The 11,694-nt window shown below is 71.4% G+C and carries 10 protein-coding genes; 4 read left to right on the top strand and 6 right to left on the bottom strand.

The genetic code is table 11. The features are described 5' to 3' along the window. Positions 1-207: 207 nt before the first annotated feature. Entirely contained in the window at positions 208-1,740 is a 1,533-nt protein-coding gene (locus tag ACZ7LV_RS21760) for an MFS transporter (RefSeq protein WP_471941396.1), read from the bottom strand. A gap of 63 nt (positions 1,741-1,803) precedes the next feature. Between ACZ7LV_RS21760 and ACZ7LV_RS21755 the strand changes: the two genes are divergently transcribed. Then, the gene (locus tag ACZ7LV_RS21755) at positions 1,804-2,778 is read left to right on the top strand and encodes a helix-turn-helix transcriptional regulator (protein WP_471941395.1); all 975 of its coding nucleotides are present in this window, start codon (positions 1,804-1,806) and stop codon (positions 2,776-2,778) included. A 262-nt stretch (positions 2,779-3,040) separates the two neighbouring features. On the opposite strand, the gene ACZ7LV_RS21750 is transcribed toward ACZ7LV_RS21755, so the two are convergent. Together ACZ7LV_RS21750 and ACZ7LV_RS21745 are read right to left on the bottom strand one after the other, a co-directional pair. Beyond that, positions 3,041-3,730: a TetR/AcrR family transcriptional regulator gene (locus ACZ7LV_RS21750; RefSeq protein WP_471941393.1), complete on the bottom strand. Its 690-nt coding sequence runs from the start codon at positions 3,728-3,730 to the stop codon at positions 3,041-3,043. 449 nt (positions 3,731-4,179) lie between these two features. Continuing rightward, complete coding sequence (locus tag ACZ7LV_RS21745; RefSeq protein WP_401681840.1) at positions 4,180-5,178, bottom strand: sigma-70 family RNA polymerase sigma factor; 999 nt, start codon at positions 5,176-5,178, stop codon at positions 4,180-4,182. Between the two features lie 183 nt (positions 5,179-5,361). On the opposite strand from ACZ7LV_RS21745, the gene ACZ7LV_RS21740 reads away from it, so the two are divergent. Beyond that, on the top strand, positions 5,362-5,880 hold the full coding sequence (locus tag ACZ7LV_RS21740) for a GNAT family N-acetyltransferase (protein WP_471941392.1): 519 nt from the start codon (positions 5,362-5,364) through the stop codon (positions 5,878-5,880). Positions 5,881-5,976: 96 nt separating this feature from the next. Here the strand turns inward: ACZ7LV_RS21740 and ACZ7LV_RS21735 are convergent, their stop codons facing one another. Next, positions 5,977-6,768 (bottom strand): dioxygenase family protein, encoded by a 792-nt coding sequence (locus tag ACZ7LV_RS21735; protein ID WP_471941390.1) that lies wholly within the window; start codon positions 6,766-6,768, stop codon positions 5,977-5,979. Between the two features lie 109 nt (positions 6,769-6,877). Between ACZ7LV_RS21735 and ACZ7LV_RS21730 the strand changes: the two genes are divergently transcribed. Then, complete coding sequence (locus ACZ7LV_RS21730) at positions 6,878-7,405, top strand: MarR family winged helix-turn-helix transcriptional regulator (RefSeq protein WP_471941388.1); 528 nt, start codon at positions 6,878-6,880, stop codon at positions 7,403-7,405. A 252-nt stretch (positions 7,406-7,657) separates the two neighbouring features. Here ACZ7LV_RS21730 and ACZ7LV_RS21725 read toward each other — a convergent pair whose 3' ends face one another. Both ACZ7LV_RS21725 and ACZ7LV_RS21720 read right to left on the bottom strand, forming a co-directional pair. Then, positions 7,658-9,187 (bottom strand): MFS transporter, encoded by a 1,530-nt coding sequence (locus ACZ7LV_RS21725; RefSeq protein ID WP_471941387.1) that lies wholly within the window; start codon positions 9,185-9,187, stop codon positions 7,658-7,660. A gap of 203 nt (positions 9,188-9,390) precedes the next feature. Further along, positions 9,391-10,038, bottom strand: coding sequence for a TetR/AcrR family transcriptional regulator (locus ACZ7LV_RS21720; RefSeq protein WP_401681852.1), 648 nt, complete (start codon positions 10,036-10,038; stop codon positions 9,391-9,393). Between the two features lie 292 nt (positions 10,039-10,330). On the opposite strand from ACZ7LV_RS21720, the gene ACZ7LV_RS21715 reads away from it, so the two are divergent. Next, positions 10,331-11,614 carry a M6 family metalloprotease domain-containing protein gene (locus tag ACZ7LV_RS21715; RefSeq protein WP_471941385.1) on the top strand — a complete coding sequence of 428 codons (1,284 nt, stop codon included), beginning with the start codon at positions 10,331-10,333 and terminating at the stop codon, positions 11,612-11,614. Positions 11,615-11,694: the final 80 nt, after the last annotated feature.

The raw sequence follows: 11,694 nt of genomic DNA, 5'->3' as shown, positions 1-11,694 counted from the left end.
CGAACATCGGCGAAGTAAACAGGTACGGACTCCAATCGGACATGAACGGACTTACGGGCTGGCGGGCTGGCGGGCTGGCGGGCTGGCGGGCTGGCGGGCTGGCGGGCTGGCGGGCTGAACGACCCCCACGCGTTCGCGGGCCTTCCACCCGCTCCACGACGCAAGGGCCCCGCACCGAGGTGCCAGGCCCCTGAGCGCGCCGGCGGGTCAGTGCACCAGCTCCGCCTCCTTGGCCGCCGCCGCGACCGGCTCGCCGCCAGCACCCTCCACGTGCTGTGCGGGCCGCCTCGGCAGGGCGAACATCAGCAGGAAGATCACCACCATCACGCCGACGACCCAGCCCACCGCGTTCTGGAAGCCGTCCACGAACGCCGGACCCGGCCGGCCTGTCTGCGCCAGCCGGTCGTCGACCACACCGAAGAAGACCACGGACACGAGGCCCAGGCCGAGCGCGTTGCCCATCTGCTGCACCGTGCTGATCAGGCCGGACGCCGAACCGGCGTGCTCGCGCGGCACCTGGGAGAGGATCGCGTCGGTCAGGGGGGCGACGATCAGGCCCATGCCCGCCCCCATGACGACGAGTGGCAGGGCCATCTGCCAGGAGGTGATGCCGAGGCCGTACCGCTCGGACTCCCAGATGTACAGGCCGAGCCCGGCCGCCATCACCAGGGCGCCGGCCTGGAGCACGCCCCGCCCGAAGCGCGGCACCAGCTTCTGCACCGACACCCCGGCCGCGACCGAGACCGCGAGCGAGAACGGCACCCCGGTCAGCCCGGCCCGCAGCGCGCTCCAGCCGAGCCCTGTCTGCATGTACAGCGTCCAGACCAGGAAGAACACCCCGAGACCGATCCCGAAGACGGTCTGCACGGCGATGCCCGCGGCGAAGCTCTTGACCTTGAACAGCGACAGCTCGATCAGCGGCGACCCGTCCCGCGCCGCCTTGCGCCGTTCGTACGCCACCAGCGCCCCGAACACGACGAGCGCGCCGCCCATCGAGACGTACCCCCACAGCGGCCAGCCCAGCTCGCGGCCGCGGGTCAGCGGGTAGAGCAGCATCAGCAGGCCCAGCGTCACCAGGACGACTCCGACCACGTCGAGCTTGAGGGCGTGCGGTGCCCGGGACTCGGTGATGAAGCGACGGCCCAGGATCAGGCCGGCGACACCGACCGGGAGGTTGATCAGGAAGATCGGGCGCCATGCGAGGCCGAAGAGGTCGCCCTCGGTCAGCAGGGCGCCGAGCAGAGGGCCGGAGACCGCGCCGAGCCCGACGACGGCGCCGAAAAGACCGAAGACCTTGCCGCGTTCGTGCGCCGGGAAGGTGGCGTGCACGATCGCGAGGACCTGCGGCACCATCAGCGCCGCCATCGCGCCCTGCAGGATGCGGGAGGCGACCAGCATCTCCGGGTTCGCGGCGAGCCCGCACAGCGCGGAGGCGACGGTGAAGCCGCTGATGCCGATGAGGAAGACGCGCTTGCGGCCGTGGATGTCGCCGAGGCGTCCGCCGGTGATCAGGCCCGCGGCGAAGGCGAGCGCGTAGCCCGCGGTGATCCACTGGATCTGGCTGAAGGAGGCGCCCTCGTCGCGCTGAATCGACGGGATCGCGATGTTCACGATCGTGACGTCGACCAGGTCCATGAAGGCGGCGGTCATCACGATGGCGAGGGCGAACCAGCGGCGGCGGTCGGGCAGGGGCGGCACGGCGGTCCGGGGCCCGGGCAGAGAGGTCTCGGTGGAGGTCATGACGTGAAAGCTAGGTCCGCATTAGGTCAGATCGTGTCCTACTTCTGCGGCATCCTCGGAGCCATGACGACGGACACTCCGGCTCGGCTCCTTCAGTTGCTCTCCCTTCTGCAGACGCCCCGCGAATGGCCCGGCGGCGAGCTCGCGGACCGGCTCGGCGTCTCACGGCGCACGGTGCGGCGGGACGTCGACCGGCTGCGGGAACTCGGCTATCCCGTGCAGGCCTCCAAGGGCGCGGACGGCGGTTACCGGCTGGTCGCGGGCAAGGCCATGCCGCCCCTCGTCCTCGACGACGAGGAGGCGGTGGCGATCGCGGTGGGCCTGCGGGCCGGGGCGGGGCACGCGCTGGAGGGCGTGGACGAGGCGTCCGTACGGGCGCTGGCCAAGCTGGAACAGGTGCTGCCGAGCCGGCTACGGCACCGGGTGGCCACCCTGCAGACCGCGACCACGGCCCTGACCAGTGGCGACGGGCCTTCGATCGCGCCGGAGACGCTGATCGTGCTGGCGTCGACGGTCGCGGGCCGGGAACGGCTGCGGTTCGCCTACCGCGCCGGGGACGGAAGTGAGTCGCGGCGTCTGGCAGAGCCGTACCGGCTGGTGTCCACCGGCCGGCGCTGGTACCTCGTGGCCTACGACCTCGGGCGCGAGGACTGGCGCACGTTCCGCGTCGACCGGCTGAGCGAGCCCTTCGCGACCGGCGCGCGGTTCACGCCACGGGAGCTGCCGACGGGAAGCGCGGCGGAGTACCTGCGCCAGTCGATCCGGCGCCGGCAGGAGACGTACGAGGTCGCCGTCACGTTCGACGCGCCCGCCGATGTCGTCGCGGGCGGCCTGCGGGGGTGGCTGGGCACGCCCGTGCCGCTCGACGACTCCCGTTGCGAACTGCGCGGCAGCACGGCCGATCCTCTGGAGTGGGTGGCGGCGCGGCTGGCGATGACGGGGCACGAGTTCACGGTCCGTGAGCCCGCCGCACTCGTCGACCACGTCCGCGCACTCGGCGCCCGCCTGACCCGGGCAGCAGGCCGGGCTCCGGACTGAGGTCCACACGGGCCGTACGGCGACGGCTCGCGACGTGGCTGGGGCGGCGGGGGCGCGCGCTGTCCTGGCGGGCGTCGCTCAGGTCGTCCAGGCGAAATCCCGCAGCGCCCGCAGATTACGCACGGCCAGTTCCGCGCACTCGGCGCCCGCCTGACCCGGGCAGCAGGCCAGGCTCCGGACTGAGGTCCACACCGGGCCGCACGGCGACGGCTCCCGACGTGGCTGGGGCGGCGGGGGCGCGCGCTGTCCTGGCGGGCGTCGCTCAGGTCGTCCAGGCGAAATCCCGCAGCGCCCGCAGATTGCGCACGGCCAGTTCTGCCGGGCCTTCCGGGCCCGTCGCCGGGGCCGTTCCGGCCGACCAGGACTCCACCGCCACCCTCACGGCCGCGCTGGCGACCGCCGCGGTGAAGCGCAGCTCCGGCGACGCGCTCGCGCTCGCGGCAACGTTGTCGTCACCCTCGGTGACTGCGCCCGCCCGTTCCGCGAGCGCCGTCGCCAGCGTGTCCTCGGAGGCCCGGCACACCTCCGCCCACACCCTCCCCAGCGCCGGGCTCGCCTCGGCCATCCGGATCAGCGTGCGCACCCATTCCCACGACGCCGCCGACACGCCCACGCCGGGCGTCAGCGTGTGCCGTACGGCGTGTTCCAGGGCCTGCGCGAGGGACGCGCCGGCGGGGGCGCGGCGCACCGCCTCCACCCAGCGCTGCGAGCCGGCCGCGTAGAGCGGGGCGACGGCCTCCTCCTTGGAGGCGAAGTAGCGGTAGAAGGTGCGCGGCGCGATGCCCGCGGCCTGTGCGATGTCCTCGGCGCGGGTGGCCCGCAGCCCGTGCCGTGCGAAGAGGCCCGCCGCCGCGCGGGCGATCTCCATCCGGGTCTCCGCCTTGCGCCGTTCGGTCAGGGAGGAGGACGGCGACGAGGGCCGGGGTCGCGGTGCTGGGGTGGTGCTGCTCACGTCGGCAGGTTATGCCCATGTGGCACAATCTGCCATTCCGGCGGGCCACCCCGTGGTTCAGGTACGGGGTGCCCCGCCGCCCGGGCACGCCCGCGACGGGCCCGCCACGGGCCTTGAAGCCCTGCCCCGACGGGAAAGAGCCGGGCCCCGACGCCCGGGGGAAGGCGCCGAAGCCCGGCTCAGGGAGGTCCCGGCGCCGGGGGGAGTGCGTCGGGACGTGGCTTGTGATGTGGCGTGCGTCTGCTGCTGGTCACGGGTGGTGCCCCGCGTCGGACCGTGAGGGCCGCCGGTGCCCGGGGGTTTCTCCCTCGGGCCCGAACTCCCGTGCCCTGAAGTCTTGTTCCCGGGACGGGCCTTTTGAAGCGGCGTTACACAGCCATGTTCGCGCGGGCCTTCGCCCCCCGGCGTACGCCCCCGCGACGATCTCCGTGCGGCACCTCGCGCGGGCCTCACGCCGCCGCGTCGAAGCCGGTCTGACGTGCCAGCTTCTTCAGCTCCAGGAGCGCGTGCTTCTCGATCTGGCGGATGCGCTCACGCGTCAGTCCGTGCTCCTTGCCGACCTCGGTCAGGGTCCGCTCCCGGCCGTCCTCGATGCCGTACCGCATCTTGATGATGGACGCCGTGCGCTGGTCGAGGCGGCCGATCAGGTCGTCCAGCTCCTCGCTGCGCAGCAGGGTCATCACGGACTGCTCGGGGCTGACCGCCGAGGTGTCCTCCAGCAGGTCGCCGAACTGGGTCTCGCCCTCGTCGTCCACCGACATGTTCAGCGAGACGGGGTCGCGCGCCCAGTCGAGGACGTCGGTGATGCGCTCCGGCGTCGAGCCGAGCTCGCCGGCGATCTCGGCGGGCTCCGGGTCCCGGCCGTGGTCGCGGTTGAACTCGCGCTGGATGCGCCGGATCCGGCCGAGCTCCTCCACCAGGTGGACGGGGAGCCGGATGGTGCGCGACTGGTCGGCTATGGAGCGGGTGATCGCCTGACGAATCCACCAGGTGGCGTACGTCGAGAACTTGAAGCCCTTGCGGTAGTCGAACTTCTCGACCGCGCGCACCAGGCCCGCGTTGCCCTCCTGGATCAGGTCCAGCAGGGGCAGACCACTGCGCGGATAGCGGCGGGCGACCGCGACGACCAGACGGAGGTTGGAGCGGATGAAGACGTCCTTGGCCCGCTCGCCCGCGGCGACCAGGGCCTCGAGCTCCTCGCGGGTGGCGTCCGCCTTCGACTCCTCGTATCCGTCGAGGACCTGCCGTGCGAACACACCCGCCTCGATGGTCTGGGACAGCTCGACCTCCTTGGCGGCGTCGAGCAGTGGTGTGCGCGCTATCTCGTCCAGATACATGCCGACCAGATCGCGGTCCGCGATCTCGCCGCCATGGGCGCGAACACTGCGTGCCGCGTCGACGGTCTCGCCGGAGGCGGACGTACGACGGGCGACGGCACGGGTTGCCATGCGTGCTCCCTTGCGATGGTGAGGTCAGCGGGTGGTCCTTCGGACGCTCGACACCCTCTCCGGTCAGTCGTCGGGTGCCCTGCATCCGATGGAAACAACGACTGGAATCAGGACAGAATTCCCAACCCACCCCTCGATTTTTCTGATCATGCAGTACCCTGTCCGGCCACGTGAGGAGGGCCGATGTCGCCGGAACGTACAGAGGTGCAGGTCAGACCAGGAGTCGAGGGAGATCTCGCGGCCCTCACCGACCTCTACAACCACTATGTACGTGAGACGCCCATCACATTCGACACGGTGATCTTCACCCCGGAGGAGCGCCGCCCCTGGCTGCTCTCCCATCCGGTAGACGGGCCGCACCGCCTGATGGTTGCCACGGACGCGGACTCCCGGGGAATCCTCGGGTACGCCACGTCCAGCCCCTATCGCCCCAAGCCCGCGTACTCCACCTCCGTGGAGGTCACGGACTACGTCGCCCCGCACGCCGCCGGCCGCGGCGTCGGCACGCTGCTGTACGCGGCGCTCTTCGAGGCCCTGGCGGGCGAGGACCTGCACCGCGCCTACGCGGGCATCGCACAGCCGAACGACGCGTCCACGCGACTGCACGAACGCTTCGGCTTCCGGCATGTCGGCACGTACCGCGAAGTCGGCCGCAAGTTCGGCCGCTACTGGGACGTGGCCTGGTACGAGAAGCCCCTGTGACCCGGTCGGGACCGGTCGGGACCGCTCCTGACTGGTCCCGCCTGGTCCTGTCCGGTCAGTGAGGTACCTCGATCCCGGCCGGGCAAACCCCGAAGCTCAGCCGAACTGCACCGACCGTTTCGCCAGTCCCATCCAGAAACCGTCGATCACGGACTTCTGTTCCCCGAGCTGTCCCGCCGCGTCCGCCGCGCCCATGGTCACGAAGAGCGGCGCGAAGTGCTCCGTGCGGGGGTGGGCGAGCCGCCCGGCCGGCGAGGTGCGGGTGAAGTCGAGCAGCGCGTCCACGTCACCGGCCGCCAGCGTCTCCCGGCCCCAGTCGTCGAACTCGGCCGACCACCCCGGCACTCCCCCGCCGGGGTGCCGCAGCGCGGCGAGGTTGTGGGTGAAGAAGCCCGAGCCCACGATGAGCACGCCCTCGTCACGCAGCGGGGCCAGCCGCCGGCCGATCTCCATCAGCCGCACCGGGTCGAGGGTCGGCATGGAGACCTGGAGGACGGGGAGGTCGGCCCCGGGGTACATCTCGACCAGCGGGACGTACGCGCCGTGGTCGAGGCCGCGGTCCGGCACGTCCTGCACGGGCATGCCGGGCGCGCGCAGCAGTTTGCGCACGGACTCGGCGAGCTCGGGGGCGCCCGGAGCCTCGTAGCGGACCTGGTAGTAGTGCTCGGGGAAGCCCCAGAAGTCGTAGACCAGGGGGACGGTCCGGGTGGCGCCCAGGGCCAGCGGGGCCTCCTCCCAGTGGGCGGAGACGACGAGGACCGCGCGCGGGCGGGGCAGCCCGGCGGACCAGGCGGCCAGCTCCCCGGGCCAGACCGGGTCGTCCGCCAGCGGCGGGGCGCCGTGACTGAGGTACAGGGCGGGCATGCGCTCCTGAGCGGCGGCGGACATGACGGCGGCTCCCTCCGGCTGGACCCAGTTGCTTGAACTCTCAATCTCTACTGCGGATCGTACGCCGCATTTGTTTAAGTTTCAAGGAGGACTCTCGTAGAGTGGTCCCATGAAGACGGCATCCGCATCCGCACCCGCGTCCGCGCCCGGCGACGAGCCGCAGTGGCTCACCGACGAGGAGCAGTGCGTGTGGCGTTCCTACATCGAGGCCGCCACGCTCCTGGAGGACCATCTCGACCGCCAGCTCCAGCGCGACGCCGGCATGCCGCACGTCTACTACGGCCTGCTCGTCAAGCTCGCCGAGTCCCCGCGCCACCGTCTGCGGATGACCGAGCTGGCGATGCACGCGAAGATCACCCGCTCCCGCCTCTCGCACGCCGTCGCCCGGCTGGAGAAGAACGGCTGGGTGCGACGCGAGGACTGTTCCTCCGACAAGCGGGGCCAGTTCGCCGTGCTCACCGAGGAGGGCTTCCAGGTCCTGAGGCGCTCGGCACCCGGCCATGTGGCCGCCGTGCGGCAGGCGGTGTTCGAGCGGCTCACCCCGGAACAGCAGAAGTCCCTCGGCGAGATCATGCGGATCGTCGCCGAGGGACTTCAGCCCAGCGAGGCCGGGGCGGATCTGCCCTGGCTCCGCTGAGCTCCTGCTGTCGCCCGAAGCGGTGCGCCGGAAGTGCGGCGCCTGTGGCGGTGCGCCGGGAGAGGTGCACCTGTGGCGGTGCGCCCGGAGAGGTGCACCTGTAGCGGTGGTGCACCTTCAGCGGTGCGCCGGAAGTGGTGCACCTTCAGCGGTGCGCCGGAAGTGGTGCACCTTCAGCGGTGTGCCGGAAGTGGTGCACCTGTGGCGGTGGCGCGGGGGTGGTGCACCCTCCCGAGAGGCCCCGTCAGGCGGTCAGTGCGCGACCACCGGAATCGGCACCTCGTCCTCGGCGTCCTTGTTGGCGCCCGTGACCGCGCCCATGTCGGGGCGGCCGGCGTTGACCAGGGTGACGGCGATCGCCGCGGCGACGACCAGGATGCCGACGGCGAACCAGATGGCGCTGGTGTAGCCCTGGACCTGCCCCTGCAGCTGGACGAGCTGCTGCTGCGAGCGGGAGGTCGCCGAGCCGATGTGGTCGGCGATGTACGAGGTGGTCGCCGAGGCGGCGATGGTGTTCAGCAGGGCCGTGCCGATCGCGCCACCCACCTGCTGCGAGGTGTTGACCATCGCGGAGGCGACACCGGCGTCCCGGGGCTCGACGCCCTGGGTGGACAGGGACATCGCCGGCATGAACGCCGTACCCATGCCGAGGCCGAGCAGCAGCATCGCCGGCAGCAGCAGAGCGGCGTAGGACGAGTCGATCTCCAGCTGGGTCAGCAGCAGCATGCCGACCGCGGCGACCAGGAAGCCCGGGCCCATCAGCAGGCGCGGGGCGACCCGCGTCATCAGACGGGTGCCGATCTGGGTGGAGCCGGTGATCATGCCCGCGATCATCGGCAGGAAGGCGAAGCCCGTCCGGACCGGCGAGTAGCCCTTCACGACCTGGAGGTAGTAGGTCAGGAAGAGGAACAGGCCGAACATCGCGATGATCGCGAGGCCGAGCGAGAGGTAGACGCCACCACGGTTGCGCTCGGTGAGCACGCGCAGCGGCAGCAGCGGGGCCTTGACCCGTGCCTCGACGAACACGAACGTGGCCAGCAGGACGGCCGACGCGACGAACATCGTGATGGTCACGGAGTCGCTCCAGCCCTCGGACTCGGCGCGGGTGAAGCCGTAGACCAGCGCGACCAGGCCGAGGGTGGACAGGATGACGCCCGGGATGTCGAGCGGGGAGCGGTTGCGGCCGCCCTCGGGCTCACGGATGACGAACCAGGCACCGGCCGCGGCGACCACCGCGAACGGGATGTTGACGAAGAACGTCCAGCGCCAGTCCAGGTACTCGGTGAGGAAGCCACCGAGGATCAGACCGACGGCGCCGCCACCACCGGCGATGGCGCCGTAGATGCCGAACGCCTTGGCGCGCTCCTTGGCGTCGGTGAACATGACCGCGAGCAGCGAGAGCGCGGCGGGCGCGAGCAGCGCGCCGAAGACGCCCTGGAGGGCGCGGGAGCCGAACATCATCGCCTCGTTGGTCGCGGCACCGCCGAGCGCGGAGGCGAGCGCGAAGCCGGCCAGGCCGAGGACGAAGGTGCGCTTGCGGCCCCACAGGTCGGCTATCCGGCCGCCGAACAGCAGCAGACCACCGAAGGCGAGCGCGTAGGCCGTGACGACCCACTGCCGGTTGCCGTCGGAGATGCCGAGGTCCTGCTGGGCGGAGGGCAGGGCGATGTTCACGATGGTGGCGTCGAGGACGACCATCAGCTGGGCGAGCGCGATGAAGACCAGCGCTTTCCAGCGGTTGGCGTCGGGGACGCCGGGAGCCTTGACGGCTGTTTCAGACATGGGTGTACCCACTTCGGGACTTCGGAACTTCGGGACGGAAAAAGAGACTTCAGGACGAAAAATCGACGACAGGACGACAAGGAGTCGTATGGCAGGAGAGCGGAGGAGTCGGGCAGCCGGAAAGCTACGGACCTACGGAGCTTCGGACCTGCGGCCCTACGGAGCTACGGAACAGAACGGAGGTGAACGGAAGGAATCGACTGTCAGGCCTGGCGCAGGTCCTCCAGGGTCACGGCCGTGCCCGGCAGGCTGCCCGAGCGGGCCGGTGCCCGCAGGCCGTCCAGGAACATCTGCAGGTGCCGGTGTATGAAGCGGTCGAGGCTGAAGCACGCGGCACCGGCCGGCGGCCGGCTGAGCTGGGCGACGACGATCATCAGATCGCCGACCCCCACATCGGTGCGGAGCTGCCCGGCCGCCTTGGCGCGGGCCATGACCTCGTCGACGAGCTGCTCGACCCGGCCGCGCGCGGCCAGCAGGTCGGGGTGGTGCTCGTCGAAGGTGCTGGAGATCATCGGGCACAGCGCGCTGATCCGCTCGTCGGCGGACGCGTGCACGAAGCGCTCCAGTGCGGCGAAGGCGTCGCCGTTCTCGTCGAGCGCCTGCTGGGCGGCCTGGGCCGTACGGTCCATGACCGAGCAGACGACCTCCCGGACCAGGGCGTCGCGGTCCGGGAAGTTGCGGTACACCGTGGCGTTGCCGACGCCTGCCCGGCGGGCGATCTCGTCGAGGGGCACGTCCGGCCCGTGCTCGACGAACATCTCGCGGGCGGCGGTGACGATCCGCTCCCGGTTGCGCACGGCGTCGGCGCGCGGCCGGGTCGCCTTGCGGCGTTCGGGGGTGGCGGTCTGCACGGCGTACTCCTGCGTGAGTGGGTGGCGCGATCCGGGGAGTGATCCCCCGTTTCGCTCGTACGCAGGGTTAAACGGGGATTCGGTCCCCGGTTATTTCCTACCCGCCGAATGAAGTGCTGTGACCCGCGTCACAGCACCCCGCCTTCTCGGCCTCACCCGCGCTGACCTGCGCTCACTCACCGCAAACCCACGATCGGTCCGCTCCAGCGCGCGCCCGCGCCGCACCCGGCACAGGGTGAATCGCAAGGGTGCAGCCGGAGACGGGTGGCTGCCTGGAGCGAAAGGTCCAAGCATGCAGCCGTCCCGCCGTCGGATACGCCCGCGCCGAGCGGCCGCGCTCGGCGCCGTGACCGCAGTGACCCTCGCAGTGAGCACCTCGGCCGGCACGGGCCACCATACGGTGGGTTCGGCGACGGCGGGAGCCCGGCCCACCACCGCCCTGGCCCGGTCCTCCACCCACGGACCCTGCATGATCAGTGGCAAGCCCGACGTGCAGATGTCGGAGGGCATACCCACCCCCGACGGCTACTCCCGCTCCACCGGCACCGTCCGCGCCCTCACGGTGATGGTCGACTTCTCCGACGCGCCCGGCAAGGGCAAGGCACTGGACCGCTTCGACGAGTTCTTCCCGCAGACCCAGGACTGGTACCGCACCAGCTCCTACGGCCGCCTGGACTACCGCCCGCAGACCCCCATCGCCGACTGGCTGCGGATGCCGAAGTCCTTCCAGGCGTACGGCATAGAACGCGGCGCCCCCTTCGACCCCGGCTACCGGCAGCTGGTGCGGGACATAGTGGCCGCCGCCGACCCCAAGGTCGACTTCAGCGAGTACGACCTGCTGAACGTGCTGGTCACCCCGAACGCGGGCCCCTCGGCCCTGGACACGGTCCTGTCGGTGACCTTCGCGGGCAACGACGAGGCGCCCACGGCGGACGGGGTGCCCGTCGCCAACGCCTCGTTCGTCTACTCCCGCCAGGACGACGGCTCCGGCACCTACACGGACACCGGCTACCGCGTCCTCCCGCACGAGAACGGCCACGTCTTCGGCCTGCCCGACCTCTACACCCAGGAAGGCGGGGGCACGGTCGGACACTGGGACATCATGAGCGAGGACTGGGGCGCCAACAACGACCTCCTCGGCTGGCACAAGTGGAAGCTGGGCTGGCTGGACGCGTCCCAGGTGCACTGCGCGTCCTCCCCCGGCACCACCGAGCACACCCTCACCCCGCTGGCCCGACCGGGCGGCGTCAAGCTGATCTTCATACCCATCGACCGGCGCTCCGGGTACGCCGTGGAACTGCGCACCCGCGACGGCAACGACGAGGCGGTGTGCCGGCCGGGTCTGCTGATCTACAAGGTCGACGCGGAGGTGGACACGGGCCACGGCCCGATACGGGTCTACGACTCCCGCCGCGACAGCGGTGGCTGCACCCGCAGCCCGAACGTCCACGCGGAACTGTCGGACGCCACGTTCACCCCCGGGGAGGCCTTCGAGGACCGGGAACGGGGCATGCGGATCGTGGTCGCGGGGGCGGATGTGGAGGGGAACCATTCGGTGCGGGTGACGCGACGGTAGGGGTTGCCGGACGGGGCGGGTGGTCCCACGGGGCGGGGTAGGGCGGGTGGTCCCACGGGGGGCACGAAGGGGAGACGTAC

Source organism: Streptomyces sp. NPDC107562 (genome assembly GCF_055657325.1).
This window is presented reverse-complemented; position numbering and strand designations above follow the sequence as displayed.

What these genes read in the sequence shown, in the direction of transcription:
- ACZ7LV_RS21760 (WP_471941396.1), bottom strand. Translation starts at nt 1,740, where the DNA reads ATGACCTCCACCGAGACCTCTCTGCCCGGGCCCCGGACCGCCGTGCCG.
- ACZ7LV_RS21755 (WP_471941395.1), top strand. Translation starts at nt 1,804, where the DNA reads ATGACGACGGACACTCCGGCTCGGCTCCTTCAGTTGCTCTCCCTTCTG.
- ACZ7LV_RS21745 (WP_401681840.1), bottom strand. Translation starts at nt 5,178, where the DNA reads ATGGCAACCCGTGCCGTCGCCCGTCGTACGTCCGCCTCCGGCGAGACC.
- ACZ7LV_RS21740 (WP_471941392.1), top strand. Translation starts at nt 5,362, where the DNA reads ATGTCGCCGGAACGTACAGAGGTGCAGGTCAGACCAGGAGTCGAGGGA.
- ACZ7LV_RS21735 (WP_471941390.1), bottom strand. Translation starts at nt 6,768, where the DNA reads ATGTCCGCCGCCGCTCAGGAGCGCATGCCCGCCCTGTACCTCAGTCAC.
- ACZ7LV_RS21730 (WP_471941388.1), top strand. Translation starts at nt 6,878, where the DNA reads ATGAAGACGGCATCCGCATCCGCACCCGCGTCCGCGCCCGGCGACGAG.
- ACZ7LV_RS21725 (WP_471941387.1), bottom strand. Translation starts at nt 9,187, where the DNA reads ATGTCTGAAACAGCCGTCAAGGCTCCCGGCGTCCCCGACGCCAACCGC.
- ACZ7LV_RS21715 (WP_471941385.1), top strand. Translation starts at nt 10,331, where the DNA reads ATGCAGCCGTCCCGCCGTCGGATACGCCCGCGCCGAGCGGCCGCGCTC.